The organism is Streptomyces sp. NPDC056061 (genome assembly GCF_042266885.1).
Classification (GTDB): Bacteria; Actinomycetota; Actinomycetes; order Streptomycetales; family Streptomycetaceae; genus Streptomyces.
In genome coordinates this window covers 205105-219996 of sequence record NZ_JBHJWQ010000007.1, presented here as the reverse complement: position 1 = coordinate 219996, position 14892 = coordinate 205105, and the positions used below count along the sequence as shown (strand labels likewise).

Here is a 14892-nt window from a genome sequence, read left to right as displayed (position 1 = left end):
TCCCGTGGACCAAATGGCCCTGCTCCTCCTGTTGTTGCTCGGAGCCGTGGTCACGGTGCCACTCGGGGCGCGTCTCGGCCTGCCCGCTCCGGTCCTGATGACGCTCGCCGGAGTCGGCATGGCGTTCCTCAGCTTCGTGCCGAACGTGAACATCCCGCCGGAGGTCATCCTGCCGGCGCTGCTGCCGCCGCTGCTCTACGCCTCCGTACAGCGCACCTCCTGGCGCCAGTTCGCCGCCAACAAGCGGCCGATCTTCCTGCTGGCCGTGGCACTGGTCTTCGTCACCACGGCCGCTGTGGCAGCGGTCGCCAACGCGATAGTCCCCGGACTGCCCATCGCCGCCGCCGTGGCGCTCGGCGCGCTCGTCGCGCCGCCCGACCCGGTCGCCGCGACGGCCGTCGCCGGTTCGGTCGGGCTGCCGCGCAGGCTCGTCTCCATCCTGGAGGGCGAGGGCCTGTTCAACGACGTGACCGCGATCGTGCTGTACCACGTGGCGATCGCGGCCGCGGTGAGTGGGACCTTCTCCCTGCCCGAGGCGTTCGGGCTGCTGATCCTCTCCGCGGTGGTCGCCGTGGTGGTCGGGCTCGTGCTCGGCTGGTTCACCATCAAACTCATGGGCCTGCTCGGCGATGCCACGCTTCAGGTCGGTCTCACCCTGCTGGTGCCGTTCGTGAGTTACGTGCTCGCGGAGGAACTGATGGGCTCGGGCGTTCTCGCCGTCCTCACCACCGCTCTCTTCCTCGCCGAGCACACCGCCGACGCCGACGACGTGCTCGGCCGGCTCACCGGCCGCTCCTTCTGGGAGATCGTCGACACCCTCGTGACGGGGGTCGCCTTCGGACTGATCGGCCTCGAACTCCACAACGTCTTCGGGACCTCGGACGGCCGCGAACTGGAGATGCTCGGCTGGGGGCTGGCCGTCGTCGCGGTCGTCGTCGGGGTGCGGCTGCTGTACCTGCTGCCCGCGACCTGGCTCGCGAAGCGGCTGCACACGCGGCGCGACGTCAGCGAGGAGATCCCCACCAGCTGGCGGGAGACCGTCGTCATGTGGTGGTCCGGGATGCGCGGGGTCGCCTCCGTCGCGCTGGCCCTGGCCATTCCGCTGAAGACGGACGCCGGACAGCCGTTCCCCGGCCGCGATGAGATCATCTTCATCGCCTTCGCGGTGATCATGGCCACGCTCGTGGTCCAGGGGCTCACCCTGCCGTGGCTCGTCCGCAGGCTTCACGTCAAGGCCGATACGGCGGCCGAGGAGGCGCTGGAGAAGGACCTCGCGATCCGTGCCGCCAAGGCCGCGAAGCTGCGGCTGAAGGAGATCGAGCAGGACGAGGAGTTCCCGGAGGAGGTCGCCGAGCGGTTGCAGCGCCTCGCGTACGACATGGGGGCCCGGATCAGCCCGGACATGGTCGACGAGGAGCGCCGCGAGGCGTACGCCCAGCGGGCCGAGCGTTTCAAGGCGGTCAGCCGCGTCCAGCGCGAGATGATGTCGGCCGCCCGCCATGCGGTGCTGGCGGCCCGCAACGAGGCGGGCACCGACCCGGAGGTCGTCGACCGGGTGCTGAGGCAGCTGGACGTGCGCAGCCTGCGATGACTCCGGGGCCCGCGGCCCGCCGGAGCGTGTCCGGGCCGCGCAAGCCGTGCGGCGGGCCCCCGGCGGCCCTGGCACCATGGGCCCATGAACATCATGCTCTTCCACTCGATGTACGGTCTGCGTCCGGCGGTGCACGCCGCCGCCGCCCGGCTGCGTGCCGCCGGTCACGAGGTACAGGTGCCCGATCTCTTCGAGGGACGCACCTTCGACACCGTCGAGGAGGGCCTCGCCTTCAAGGAGGAGCTGGGCAAGGACGAACTGCTGCGCCGGGCCGTGCTGGCCGCCGCGCCCTATTCGGACCGGGGCCTGGTGTACGCCGGGTTCTCCCTCGGGGCGGCCGCCGCCCAGACCCTGGCGCTCGGCGACGCGAAAGCGCGCGGCCTGCTGCTGTTCCACGGCACCTCGGACATCGCCGAGAACGCCTCGGTCGACGAGCTGCCCGTGCAACTGCACGTCGCCGACCCCGACGTGTTCGAGACGCACGACTGGCTGAACTCCTGGTACCTCCAGATGCAGCGGACCGGCGCGGACGTCGAGATCTACCGCTACCCGGGAGCGGGCCACCTCTTCACCGACCCCGACCTGCCCGACCACGACCAGGCGTCCGCCGAGCTGGCCTGGAAGGTCGCGCTCGGCTTCCTCGCCACGCTGTGACCGCCGTGCGGGCCCGGCCGAGCGGGCCCGCACCGGGGTCTTCCGGCATCGGGCCGCTCAGCGCACCGGCCGGTCCGCCCGCTCGATCCGCTGCGTCCCGCTGAGCGTCCGGTAGGACCGTGCCCAGGCGGAGGTCGCGTCCCGCTTCGTCCGGTCGGACACCACGTAGTAGTCCATCTGCGAGCGCTCCGCGGTCACGTCGAGCACGCCGTAGCCGTGCGAGTCCATGTCCACCCATTTGACATGGCGGTTGGCGGCCTTGACCGCCGCGCCCGCGACGGCCGAGACGGTCCCCGGCGCGACGCGCAGGATGTCGTCGAGGTTGTCCGAGGTCACCGACGTCACCACGAACTCGGTGGCGGCCGAGGCCGAGAGCGGGTACGTGGCCGCCTTCACCGGCACGTCGTTGGCCCATGCCATGTGGATGTCGCCGGTCAGGAAGACCGTGTTGGTGATCGAGCGGTCCCGCAGATGCGTGATCAGTTCCTTGCGGTCGCCGGTGTAGCCGTCCCACTGGTCGACGTTGACGGCGATGCCCTCCTTCGGCAGCCCCAGCAACTCGGCCAGCGGCTCCAGCAGATGCGCGGGCAGGGAGCCGAACGCGAGCGGCGAGATCATCACGGACGTCCCGACCAGCTTCCAGGCGGCGTCCGAGCCGGCCAGCCCCGACTTCAGCCAGTCCAGCTGCGCCCGGCCGGTGATCGTACGGTCCGGGTCGTCGACCGAGCCGTTGCCGATCGACGACTGCTGGGAGCGGAAGGTGCGCAGGTCCAGGAGGTGGAGATCGGCGAGGCTGCCGAAGCGCAGCCGCCGGTAGACGGTGCCCTCGGTGGACGGGCGGACCGGCATCCACTCGAAGTACGCCTGCTCGGCGCCCGCGGCGCGGTCGGTCCAGGAGCCCTCCGTGCCCGGCGTGTGGTTCTCGGCACCGCCGGACCAGGCGTCGTTGGCGAACTCGTGGTCGTCCCAGATCGCGATCACCGGGTGGGCGGCGTGCAGGGACTGGAGATCGGTGTCCGTCTTGTAGTTGCCGTGCCGGGTGCGGTAGTCGGCGAGGGTGAGGATCTCGTGCCGGGGCTCGTGCGGGCGCACCGTGTACTTCGCGGCGGGGTAACTTCCCGACGCGTACTCGTAGATGTAGTCGCCGAGGTGCAGCACCGCGTCGAGATCCGTGCGGGCGGCGAGGTGCCGGTACGGGGAGAAGAACCCGGCCTCCCAGTTGGCGCACGAGACCACGCCGAAGCGCACACCGGCGACGGCCGCCGAGGTGGCGGGCGCGGTGCGGGTGCGGCCGGTCGGCGAGAGGACCGTCGCGTCCTCGCCCGCCGAGAAGCGGAACCAGTACGTGGTGGCCGGGGCCAGCCCGCGCACGTCGGCCTTGACGGTGTGGTCGGACGCGGCCCGCGCGACGGTGGAACCGTGCGCGACGACCCGGGCGAACCCCTTGTCCTCCGCGACCTCCCAGCGCACCGCCGTATCGGCGCCGCGGCCGGAGCCGGGCACGGCGTCCGGCGTCGGGGTGACGCGGGTCCACAGGAGTATGCCGTCGGGGAGCGGGTCGCCGGAGGCGACACCGTGCAGGAAGGCGGGTCCGTCCGCGGCGCGCGCGGTGGCGGCGGAGCCCAGCACGGGAGCCGCGACGGCGGTGGCGGCGACGGCCTTGACGACCGTGCGGCGGCTGGGGGCGGAGAGCTGCGGGGAAGGGTGTCGACTGGTCACGACGCTGCACCTTACTGACTGGTAAGGCGAACGGGCAGGCGAACGAAGGAAGTTCGCCTGCCCGTCGGGAAGCCGACGCCGGGATTTCGCCACGTGCCGGGCGGTGGCACGACCACCCGGCACGTGGCGAGCGGCTCAGCCCTTCAGCGCCTTGTCGACGGCGGTGGTGAACTCCTCCACGGTCATGGGGGCGTTGTCGCTGCCCTCGCTGGTGACCAGCTTGCCGTCCATCTTCAGCGACGGGGTGCCCCTCACGCCGCTCTTGTCGAAGGCCGCCGACATCTTCATCGCCCAGGCGTCGAACGTGCCGTCCTCGACGTCCTTCTGGAACGCCTTGTTGCCCTTCAGCGCGTCGACCGAGTTCGCGATCTCGATCAGGTAGGAGTCCTTCTTGAACTTGTCGTCGGTCTCCTCCGGGTGGTACTTCGCGGAGTAGAGCGCGTTCTTGTAGTCGAGGAACGCCTCCGGGCTGACGTTGAGCGCCGCACCGAGTGCGCTCAGCGCGTTCTTCGAGCCCTCGCCGTTGGCGGCGTCGTCGATGAAGGTGGCGCCGACGTACTTGATCTTGTACTTCCCGGCGTCGACGTCCTTGTGCACCGTCTCGCCGATGGTCTGTTCGAACGTGGCGCAGATCGGGCAGCGCGCGTCCTCGTACAGCTCCAGGGTCTTCTTCGCGGTCGGCTTGCCGATGACGACCGTCGTGCCGTTCTCGCCGGAGGTGTTCTTGGGGGCCGTGACGTTCTTCTCGTCCTTGGCCGCCTCCCAGTGGCCCGGCTTGTTCATCTCCATGATGCCCCAGCCGACGCCGCCGGCGATCGCCAGCACGGCGACGATCGAGACGCCGACGACTACCTGCCGACGGGTCTTCTCCCTCTTGGCCTGGCGCTCGCGCTCGGCGCGCAGACGCTCGCGGGCCGCCGCCTTGTTGGCCTGGCTGTTGCGCTTGCTCATGTTCTTCTCTCCATGGATGTGGGTGGTACGTCGTCGGGGACGTGCGTGCTCAGGCGATGGCGCAGGCCGAGCGCGGCGGTCCCCTCCGTCCCACGGAGTGCACGAGCAGACGGGCGTGGACGAGCGAGCGCGGGCCGTATCCGGCGGGCCGTACCCGGCGCGGTACGCGGTGACCGGCCGCGCCGACCGCGCCGACCGCGGTCAGCAGCGGGCGGAATGCCAGGGCGGCAGCCGCGCCCACCAGGGAGACCAGCGCGGACTCGCCGCGCCGGAGCCAGGCCGCGGCGAGCAGCCCGACCGAGACATGGGCGGCGAGCAGCAGCCAGGGCACCGCGGGAGCGGGCGAGGCCAGCAGCGCGGCGGCCGTGTGCCCGGCGTCCGTCACGTTGGCGAACGGCGTACCGACGTCACCGGCCGCGGCGCCCGCGCCGATCTCGCCCCCGCCGCACAGCAGGTCGACCCCGACCGAGCGCAGCGGTCCCGTGATCGGGCCGCCCGCCGCGCCGTAGCAGAGGTGCTGACCGGAGGTGAAGACGGTGTCGGCGGCCAGCTCCAGCGGGACCAGCAGCCCGGCGATGGCCCCGAAGCCGCGCTCCCGGCCGGCCAGCGCGTACGCCACGGCGAATACCGCGCCGGCCAGCAGCGCGACGACGTTCAGCGGCAGCGCGACCCGGGAGAGCAGCACGTGGGACGCGGCGGAGAGCGTCACGACGAGCGCCGTGAAGAGCGCCGCGCGAACGACTCTGAGCTGCGTCCCGGATATGTCCATCGTCGAGGAGTGTGCCATGCGAACCTGTGGGCGTACCCCGAAGGGCCCGGATTTCCCGGCCGCCCCGTGAAGCCGGGGCGGCCCCGTGAACACCACGGCGGCTACAGCCCCGGAATGCGGCCGTTGCGGAAGAGGTCCACGAAGACCTGGTGATCCGCACGGGCGCGGGCCCCGCAGTCGTGGGCGAAGTCCACCAGCAGGCCGGCGAAACCGTCCTCGTCCGCCGCGATGGCCGCGTCGATCGCGTGCTCCGTGGAGAACGGCACCAGCGAGTGGCCGCTCTCGTCGTCCGCCGCCGCGTGCATCGTCGCCGTCGCCCGGCCGAGGTCGGCGACGACGGCGGCGATCTCGGCCGGCTCGTCGATGTCGGACCAGCCCAGATCGACCGCGTACGGCGACACCTCGGCGACCAGCTGCCCCGCGCCGTCCGGCTCGGTCCACCCGAGCCACGGGTCGGCGTGCGCCTGGAGGGCGCGCCGGGAGATGACTGTGCGGTGACCCTCGTGCCGGAAGTACTCGCGCACGGCCAGGTCGGTGATGTGACGGGAGACCGCGGGCGTCTGCTTCACCCGGAAGGCGGCGGGGTCGGCCGCCGGCAGCTCGCCGAAGGCGGTGTCGAAGACCTGAAGAATCTGCTCCCCGCGCTGCGCTTCCGGCATCTGTGCTGCCTCCTGCTGCCTGACGTGCATGGACGAACCGGGTCGGTCCTCCCCCGCACCTCACTACGCGCGACCGGGCCGGGGAGTGCCCCTCGCCCGGCCGTCCGGAGACGTAGACTTCCACGCTGTCCCCTCCCGTCACCCACCGCCCGTTCCCCGGAGGCACAGCGCCGTGAGCAAGCCGCCCTTCACGCACCTTCACGTCCACACCCAGTACTCGCTGCTGGACGGTGCCGCGCGGCTCAAGGACATGTTCAACGCGTGCAACGAGATGGGCATGACGCACATCGCGATGACGGACCACGGCAACCTGCACGGGGCCTACGACTTCTTCCACTCCGCGCAGAAGGCGGGTGTGACGCCGATCATCGGCATCGAGGCGTACGTGGCCCCCGAGTCCCGCAAGCACAAGCGGAAGGTCCTGTGGGGCCAGCCGCACCAGAAGCGCGACGACATCTCGGGTTCGGGCGGTTACACCCACAAGACGATCTGGGCGTCGAACTCCACCGGTCTGCACAACCTCTTCCGGCTGTCCTCGGACGCCTACGCCGAGGGCTGGCTGCAGAAGTGGCCGCGCATGGACAAGGAGACCATCGCCCAGTGGTCCGAGGGGCTCATCGCCTCCACCGGCTGCCCGTCGGGCGAGGTGCAGACCCGGCTGCGGCTCGGCCAGTTCGACGAAGCGGTCCAGGCGGCCTCCGACTACAAGGACATCTTCGGCGAGGGCAGGTACTTCCTGGAGCTGATGGACCACGGCATCGAGATCGAGCGCCGGGTCCGTGACGGGCTCCTGGAGATCGGCAAGAAGCTCGGCATCCCGCCGCTGGTGACCAACGACTCGCACTACACCTACGCGCACGAGGCCACCGCGCACGACGCGCTGCTGTGCATCCAGACCGGCAAGAACCTCTCCGACCCGGACCGCTTCCGCTTCGACGGCACCGGCTACTACCTCAAGACGACGGACGAGATGTACGCCGTCGACTCCTCCGAGGCATGGCAGGAGGGGTGCCGCAACACGCTGCTGGTCGCCGAGCAGATCGACACCACCGGCATGTTCGAGAAGCGCGACCTGATGCCGAAGTTCGAGATCCCGGACGGCTACACGGAGGTCACCTGGTTCCAGGAGGAGGTCCGGGTCGGCATGAACCGCCGCTTCCCGGGCGGCGTCCCCGAGGACCGGCAGAAGCAGGCCGAGTACGAGATGGACGTCATCATCCAGATGGGGTTCCCGGGGTACTTCCTGGTCGTCGCCGACTTCATCATGTGGGCGAAGAACAACGGGATCGCGGTCGGCCCCGGCCGCGGCTCGGCGGCCGGTTCGATCGTGGCGTACGCCATGGGCATCACCGACCTCGACCCGATCGAGCACGGGCTGATCTTCGAGCGGTTCCTCAACCCCGAGCGCGTCTCCATGCCCGACGTCGACATCGACTTCGACGAGCGTCGGCGCGTCGAGGTGATCAGGTACGTGACGGAGAAGTACGGCGCCGACAAGGTCGCCATGATCGGCACGTACGGCAAGATCAAGGCGAAGAACGCCATCAAGGACTCCGCCCGCGTCCTCGGCTACCCGTACGCGATGGGCGACCGCCTGACCAAGGCCATGCCCGCCGACGTCCTCGGCAAGGGCATCGACCTCGACGGCATCACCAACCCCAAGCACCCGCGCTACAGCGAGGCGGGCGAGATCCGGGGGATGTACGAGAACGAACCGGACGTGAAGAAGGTCATCGACACCGCCAAGGGCGTCGAGGGCCTGGTCCGGCAGATGGGCGTGCACGCGGCCGGCGTCATCATGTCCAGCGAACCGATCGTCGACCACGCCCCGGTCTGGGTGCGGCACACCGACGGTGTCACCATCACGCAGTGGGACTACCCGCAGTGCGAGTCGCTCGGCCTGCTGAAGATGGACTTCCTCGGCCTGCGCAACCTCACCATCATGGACGACGCCGTCAAGATGGTGGAGAGCAACAAGGGCGTCAAGCTCGACCTGCTCGGCCTGCCGCTGGACGACCCGAAGACGTACGACATGCTCTGCCGCGGCGACACGCTCGGCGTGTTCCAGTTCGACGGCGGGCCGATGCGCTCGCTGCTGCGCCAGATGCAGCCCGACAACTTCGAGGACATTTCCGCCGTCTCGGCCCTCTACCGGCCGGGCCCGATGGGCATGAACTCGCACACGAACTACGCCGAGCGCAAGAACGGCCGCCAGGAGATCACCCCGATCCACCCGGAGCTGGAGGAGCCGCTCAAGGAGACGCTCGGCCTGACCTACGGCCTGATCGTCTACCAGGAGCAGGTGCAGAAGGCCGCCCAGATCGTCGCCGGGTACTCGCTCGGCGAGGCCGACATCCTGCGCCGCGTGATGGGCAAGAAGAAGCCCGAGGAACTGGAGAAGAACTTCGTCCTCTTCCAGGCGGGTGCCAAGAAGAAGGGCTACTCCGACAAGGCGATCCAGGCGCTGTGGGACGTGCTGGTCCCGTTCGCCGGGTACGCCTTCAACAAGGCGCACTCCTCCGCGTACGGCCTGGTCACCTACTGGACCGCGTACCTCAAGGCGAACTACCCCGCCGAGTACATGGCCGCACTGCTGACCTCGGTCAAGGACGACAAGGACAAGTCGGCGGTCTACCTCAACGAGTGCCGTCGCATGGGCATCAGGGTGCTGCCGCCCAATGTGAACGAGTCCCTGTCGAACTTCGCGGCGCAGGGCGACGACGTGATCCTCTTCGGCCTGACGGCGGTGCGCAACGTCGGCCAGAACGTGGTCGACTCGATCATCCGGTGCCGCAAGTCGAAGGGGAAGTACAGCAGCTTCCCGGACTTCCTGGACAAGGTCGAGGCGGTGGTCTGCAACAAGCGGACCGTCGAGTCGCTGATCAAGGCCGGGGCCTTCGACGAGATGGGCCACACCCGCAAGGGCCTGGTCGCCCACCACGAACCGATGATCGACAACGTGGTGCAGGTCAAGCGGAAGGAGGCCGAGGGACAGTTCGACCTCTTCGGCGGCATGGGCGAGGAGGAGAGCGACGAGCCGGGCTTCGGGCTCGACGTCGAGTTCTCCGACGTCGAGTGGGAGAAGTCCTACCTGCTGGCCCAGGAGCGCGAGATGCTCGGCCTGTACGTCTCCGACCACCCGCTCTTCGGCCTGGAGCACGTGCTGTCCGACAAGGCCGACGCGTCGATCTCCCAGCTGACCGGCGGCGAGCACGCCGACGGCGCCGTCGTCACCGTCGGCGGCATCATCTCCGGCCTCCAGCGCAAGATGACCAAGCAGGGCAACGCCTGGGCCATCGCCACCGTCGAGGACCTCGCCGGTTCCATCGAGTGCATGTTCTTCCCCGCCACCTATCAGCTGGTCTCCACGCAGCTCGTCGAGGACACCGTCGTCTTCGTCAAGGGGCGCCTGGACAAGCGGGAGGACGTGCCCCGGCTCGTCGCGATGGAGATGCAGGTCCCGGACGTCTCCATGGCCGGCACCAACGCCCCGGTGGTCCTGACCATCCCCACCGTCAAGATCACCCCGCCCATGGTCAGCCGTCTCGGCGAGGTGCTCAGCAGCCACCGGGGCGACACCGAGGTGCGGATCAGGCTCCAGGGCCCCCGCAAGACCACGGTGCTCCGCCTCGACCGGCACCGGGTGAAGCCGGACCCGGCACTCTTCGGCGACCTGAAGGTGCTGCTCGGGCCGTCCTGTCTGGCCGGCTGAGGGTCCGCCCGGCCGAGAGCCCGTCCGGCTGAAAGCCAGTCCGGCCGGAGGCCGCCCGACGGACTTCGGGCGAGGCCGCCACGGCGACGCGCGAGGGGGGCGCCCCGCGAAAGCGGGAGCGCCCCTCTCGGCCGTCCGGGCCGTCGGCCGGACCGGCAGTCCGCCCGGTCAGTTGTGGCCGAAGCGCCGCTGGTGCTTGCGCGCAGCATCGGAAGGGCTGCCCTGGGCCTGCGACTGGGGCTGTATCTGCGACTCGTACGCGGTCTGCTTGGCCTCATCCGTGCCGTGCTGCGGAGCGGACGCGCGGTTCTGCTGGCTGCCCTGCTTGCGGTTCTTGTTCTTGGCCATGGTCTTCCTCCTGGGGGGACTCTCGGGGCCAGGACCGCGTTCAGACTCACATAATTGGGTAAAGGGTGCATGTTGGATCATTACCGTGTGTAGTGAAGGGGGTATCATGCGCCGTTTTCCGGTTCCGCCACGCCGATGATCGAGTTCCGGCCGTCAACCCCCGCTCATTCGGGCAGACTCGATGGAAACCCTTGGCAAAGACCGCACCCAACCTTCCGGAAGAGGGTGGAACGCGTGGACCGTTGCGTCGTCCTGGTGGACGCCGGCTACTTGCTGGGCGCAGCCGCGAGCCTGCTGGCCGGAGAACCCGCCCGTTCCCGCATCGCCGTCGACCACGCGGCCCTCATCCGGGGGCTGCGTGAACTGGCGGAGACCGACACCCGCCAGCCACTGCTGCGGATCTACTGGTTCGACGGCGCCCCCGACCGGGTGCCCCAGCCCGAGCACCGCAGACTCCGGGTGATGCCCCGGGTGACCGTCCGGCTCGGCGCCCTCACCCGCAGTGACGGGCGCTGGGCGCAGAAGGGCGTCGACGCCGCGATGCACGCCGAACTCACCGAGCTGGCCAGGAACCGGGCCTGCTCCGACGTGGTACTGGTGACCGGCGACGGCGACCTGCTGCCGGGGCTGATGTCCGCCAAGGAACACGGCGTCGCCGTCCATCTGTGGGCCGTGCAGGCCGCCGACGGCGACTACAACCAGTCCGAGGACCTGGTCGCCGAGGCCGACGAGCGCCGGGTGCTCGACCGCAGCTGGATCACCCTCGCCGTACGGGCCAAGGAGACCGGTGGTGTCTGCGCCCCGCCGCCCGTGCCCCGCCCGGAGATCGCCGCGATCCTCTCCGCGCCGCTGCCCGAGGCCGCCCTCGCCGCCTCCGCCGAACGGGCGTCCGAGGCCCAGGCGGCGGCCGCGGCACGCGACACCGTCCCGCCGGCCGAGGAGAACGCCGCCGACCGCCCCGGCCAGGGCCCGAGGTCCGTCCCCACTCCGAAGGACCTGGCGGGCAGCCTGCGCGGTCCCGGCGCCCAGCCCTCCGTCCAGACACCGCCCGCGGGCGCCACGCTGCGCTGGTCCTCCGACAAGGGGTGGATCGAGCGGGGCGGGCCGCTGGGCGAACCCGCCGACACCGCGTCCCTCCCCACGCTCGCCCAGCTCACCAGCGCCGAGCAGCGCTGGGCGGACCGCGAGGAGGACATCACCACCGTCGGCGGCGACCCCTTCGAGGTGGGCCAGGTCTTCGCCCGCCGATGGATGGAGCGGCTGCCCGAGACCACCCACCTCCAGAAACTGTCGACGATGTATCCGCGCATTCCGCACCGCATCGACGGCGAACTGCTGCGCTACGCCGCGCGCTTCGGTCTGCTCGCCCACAAGGACGACCAGATCGACGAGCACGACCGCTACGCCATCCGGGCGGGATTCTGGCGGGAGATCGATGTGCGCGCCGCGGCCGAGCACGCCCCGGTGCCCGAGCGCACCGGCCCGTCCGCCGGTTGACGGTCGGGCGGACCCCCGAACGGGCGACGCGGCCGCCGGACGCGGCGGCGTCGCCCCGCGGGCATGGCCCCGGGCGCGATCCGGGCCGTCCGACCCCGTACCCTCATACCTCGTGAGCACGGGCACAGCACAGGCGCAGACGGAGACCGAAACCGTGTGCACGGTGCGTGAACTGGTCAAGACCTATCCCCCCGCCCGCGGCCGCCGCGGCGTACCGGCCGCACCGGAGGTCCGCGCCACCGACGGGATCAGCCTGGATGTGCGGCGCGGCGAGATCTTCGGACTGCTCGGCCCCAACGGCGCCGGCAAGTCCACCCTGGTCCGCCAGCTCACCGGGCTGATGCGGCCCGACTCCGGCACTGTCACCGTGCTGGGCCACGATCTCGTGCGCCATCCCGAGCGGGCCTCCCGGCTGATCGGCTACCTCGGGCAGGAGTCCACCGCGCTCGACGAACTCACCGTGTCGCTCGCCGCCGAGACCACCGGACGGCTGCGCGGTCTCACGGCGGGAGCGGCCCGCGCCGAGCGCGACGAGGTCCTCGACGAACTCGGTCTCACCGGGATCGCCGGCCGTCCTTTGAGGAAACTCTCCGGCGGGCAGCGCCGGCTCGCCTGCTTCGCCGCCGCGCTGGTCGGCGAGCGCCCGTTGCTCGTGCTGGACGAACCGACGACCGGCATGGACCCCGTCGCACGTCGCGCCGTATGGGCGGCCGTGGACCGGCGCCGGGCCGAGCGCGGCACGACCGTGCTGCTCGTCACCCACAACGTCATCGAGGCCGAGACGGTCCTCGACCGGGTCGCGGTCGTCGAGCACGGCCGGGTCATCGCCTGCGACACGCCGACCGGGCTCAAGGAACGCGTCGCCGGTGAGGTCCGGGTCGAGCTGGTGTGGCGGGAGCGGGCGCCGCTGGACGTGCCGGAGGTGGCCGCCCTGCGCGGCTCGGCGCAGGAGTCGGGGCGGCGCTGGACGCTGCGCCTGGGACCCGACGAGGCACGGGCTGCGGTCGCCGCGGTGACCGGCGGTGCCGCGTTCGCCGCGCTCGACGATTTCACGCTGGCGACGCCCAGCCTGGAGGACGTCTATCTCGCGCTCGGCGGGGACGAGACCGGGGGACTGGTGAAGTCGTGACCGCGGCGTGCGGGGGGCCCGGAGCGATCGGAGCGGCCGCGGGCGCACGCCCGGCCGGGCAGGCAGTGAACAGGAGCAGTACCAGGTGACGAGCATCGTTCCCGCCCGCACGGCGGCCGGACCGGTCCGGCCCGCCGACGACATCCCCGCCGCGGGCGGTGACGGCCGTGACCGGGCGGCACCCGTGCCACTCGCGCCGCGGGCCCGGCTGTTCCCCTCGCTCGGGGCCGTGTACCGGGCCCAGCTGTCCCGGGCCCGGGTCGCCCGTATCCCGTTGCTCTTCGTCGCGACGTTCCAGTCCATCGGGATCATGGTGCTGATGCGCGGAGTCGTCGACGGCGGCTCCGAGGCACGGGCGGTCGTCGCCGGTTCCAGCGTCCTCGTGGTGGCCTTCGTCGCGCTCAACCTGCTCGCCCAGTACTTCGGGCAGCTGCGGGCCGGCGGCGGGCTCGACCACTACGCCACCCTGCCGGTGCCGCCCGCCGCCGTGGTGCTGGGCGCGGCCGGGGCGTACGCCTCCTTCACCGTGCCCGGCACGATCGTCACGGCGGTGACGGGAAGCGTGCTGTTCGGACTCCCGCTGTCGCATCTGTGGGTGCTCGTCGCCGTCATCCCGCTGTCCGGGGCGGCGCTCTCCGGGCTCGGTGCCGCGCTGGGGCTGCTCGCGCCCCGGCAGGAACTGGCCACGCTGCTCGGGCAGCTGGGCATGTCGGCGGCGCTGCTGCTCGGCGTCCTGCCGGCCGACCGGCTGCCCGCGCCGATCGGCTGGGCCCGCGACCTGCTCCCGTCGACCTACGGGGTCGAGGCGCTCTCCCGGTCGTTCGACGCCCACCCGGACTGGGCGGTCGTCGCGCTGGACCTCGCCGTCTGCGCCGTCGTCGGCGTCCTCTCGCTGGCCGTGGCCACCTGGGCCTACCGCAGGGCGGCGGTCCGATGAGGCGGCACACAGGCATGCCTGGCACGATGGCACGGTGACCGCACCTCTGACGCCGCCCCACCGGCCCTCCTCCGACGATCCCTGGCAGACCCCGCCGCGCTGGGACGGTCCCGGGGGGTCCCACCCCGTCCCCTCGGCCCCGCAGGGCGAGGGGGACGTCGGACGGGAACTGCTCGGTGCGGCGGCCGTCACCCTTCTGGTGGCCGTCACCGGTGTCGGGCTCGGGGTCCTCTGGGCGTGGTTGGCGCCGAAGGTTCCGTTGATCTCCGACGGCACCGCCGTTTTCCTGCGGGACAGCGAGGGCGAGGAGGCGATCGGCGCCGACGGAACGTTCGTACTGCTGGCGCCGGCCTTCGGAGCCCTCTCCGCCGCACTGGTCTTCTGGTTCCGGCGGCGCGGCGGCATCGCCGTGGTGGTGGGACTGGCGCTGGGCGGGGTGCTCGGTTCGCTGCTGGCCTGGCGGCTCGGGGTGTGGCTCGGGCCGGAGCAGGACGTGGTCGCGCACGCGCGGGCGGTCGGCAAGGGCGTCGTCTTCGACGCGCCGCTCCAGCTGCGGGCGGTGTGGGTGGCGTGGCTGGCCTGGCCGGTGACGGCGATGGCGGTGCACCTCGCGCTGACGGCGCTGTTCGGACCGCGGGACCCGGAGCCGGAGTGGGGCGTCTTTCCGGGCTGGGCCGCGGGCGGACCGGTGCCGGGCGCGGGGTACGGGGCGCCGGTACCGGGAGCGCCCGGCAACGAAACCGCACCTCCGACGCCGCCGGCCGCCTCGTAGCGGAGCCGGCCCGGCCGGGTGCCGGGAGCCGGGCGTCCGCGGGGCGGTGACGGCCGCGGGCCCGGGGCGCCGGGCTTCCCGGCCGGGCGCGGTGGCCCGGCCCCGGGCGGACGGCGGCGTGGCGACACGGCCCGGGGTCCGTCCCGGTGACGGG

Annotated in this window: 11 protein-coding genes and 1 pseudogene; 7 read left to right on the top strand and 5 right to left on the bottom strand. The window is 71.5% G+C overall.

Annotated elements, in window-relative coordinates:
- Nucleotides 1–4 precede the first annotated feature (4 nt).
- Together ACFC79_RS14000 and ACFC79_RS13995 are read left to right on the top strand one after the other, a co-directional pair.
- Complete coding sequence (locus ACFC79_RS14000; protein ID WP_376239378.1) at nucleotides 5–1591, top strand: Na+/H+ antiporter; 1587 nt, start codon at nucleotides 5–7, stop codon at nucleotides 1589–1591.
- Between the two features lie 84 nt (nucleotides 1592–1675).
- On the top strand, nucleotides 1676–2245 hold the full coding sequence (locus tag ACFC79_RS13995) for a dienelactone hydrolase family protein (RefSeq protein WP_376239375.1): 570 nt from the start codon (nucleotides 1676–1678) through the stop codon (nucleotides 2243–2245).
- 57 nt (nucleotides 2246–2302) lie between these two features.
- Here the strand turns inward: ACFC79_RS13995 and ACFC79_RS13990 are convergent, their stop codons facing one another.
- The 4 genes and pseudogenes from ACFC79_RS13990 to ACFC79_RS13975 all read right to left on the bottom strand — a co-directional run.
- Nucleotides 2303–3964, bottom strand: coding sequence for an alkaline phosphatase D family protein (locus tag ACFC79_RS13990; protein ID WP_376239372.1), 1662 nt, complete (start codon nucleotides 3962–3964; stop codon nucleotides 2303–2305).
- 135 nt (nucleotides 3965–4099) lie between these two features.
- Nucleotides 4100–4915: a DsbA family protein gene (locus tag ACFC79_RS13985; RefSeq protein ID WP_376239370.1), complete on the bottom strand. Its 816-nt coding sequence runs from the start codon at nucleotides 4913–4915 to the stop codon at nucleotides 4100–4102.
- A gap of 49 nt (nucleotides 4916–4964) precedes the next feature.
- The gene (locus ACFC79_RS13980) at nucleotides 4965–5684 is read right to left on the bottom strand and encodes a hypothetical protein (RefSeq protein WP_376239367.1); all 720 of its coding nucleotides are present in this window, start codon (nucleotides 5682–5684) and stop codon (nucleotides 4965–4967) included.
- Nucleotides 5685–5785: 101 nt separating this feature from the next.
- Nucleotides 5786–6247 (bottom strand): annotated as a pseudogene (locus ACFC79_RS13975) (DUF2252 family protein); the annotation flags it as partial.
- 268 nt (nucleotides 6248–6515) lie between these two features.
- On the opposite strand from ACFC79_RS13975, the gene dnaE reads away from it, so the two are divergent.
- Nucleotides 6516–10055, top strand: coding sequence for a DNA polymerase III subunit alpha (gene dnaE, locus ACFC79_RS13970; protein WP_376239365.1), 3540 nt, complete (start codon nucleotides 6516–6518; stop codon nucleotides 10053–10055).
- A gap of 168 nt (nucleotides 10056–10223) precedes the next feature.
- Here dnaE and ACFC79_RS13965 read toward each other — a convergent pair whose 3' ends face one another.
- Nucleotides 10224–10403: a hypothetical protein gene (locus ACFC79_RS13965; RefSeq protein WP_376239363.1), complete on the bottom strand. Its 180-nt coding sequence runs from the start codon at nucleotides 10401–10403 to the stop codon at nucleotides 10224–10226.
- A gap of 225 nt (nucleotides 10404–10628) precedes the next feature.
- Here ACFC79_RS13965 and ACFC79_RS13960 point away from each other — a divergent pair, with 225 nt between their 5' ends.
- The 4 genes from ACFC79_RS13960 (at nucleotide 10629) to ACFC79_RS13945 (ending at nucleotide 14738) form a co-directional block, all read left to right on the top strand.
- Nucleotides 10629–11900: an NYN domain-containing protein gene (locus ACFC79_RS13960; protein ID WP_376239360.1), complete on the top strand. Its 1272-nt coding sequence runs from the start codon at nucleotides 10629–10631 to the stop codon at nucleotides 11898–11900.
- A gap of 154 nt (nucleotides 11901–12054) precedes the next feature.
- On the top strand, nucleotides 12055–13029 hold the full coding sequence (locus ACFC79_RS13955) for an ABC transporter ATP-binding protein (protein ID WP_376239591.1): 975 nt from the start codon (nucleotides 12055–12057) through the stop codon (nucleotides 13027–13029).
- Between the two features lie 85 nt (nucleotides 13030–13114).
- Nucleotides 13115–13966 (top strand): ABC transporter permease, encoded by an 852-nt coding sequence (locus ACFC79_RS13950; protein ID WP_376239358.1) that lies wholly within the window; start codon nucleotides 13115–13117, stop codon nucleotides 13964–13966.
- 34 nt (nucleotides 13967–14000) lie between these two features.
- A complete protein-coding gene (locus ACFC79_RS13945) occupies nucleotides 14001–14738 on the top strand; it encodes an ABC transporter permease (protein WP_376239355.1) in 738 nt (245 codons plus the stop codon).
- Nucleotides 14739–14892 lie beyond the last annotated feature (154 nt).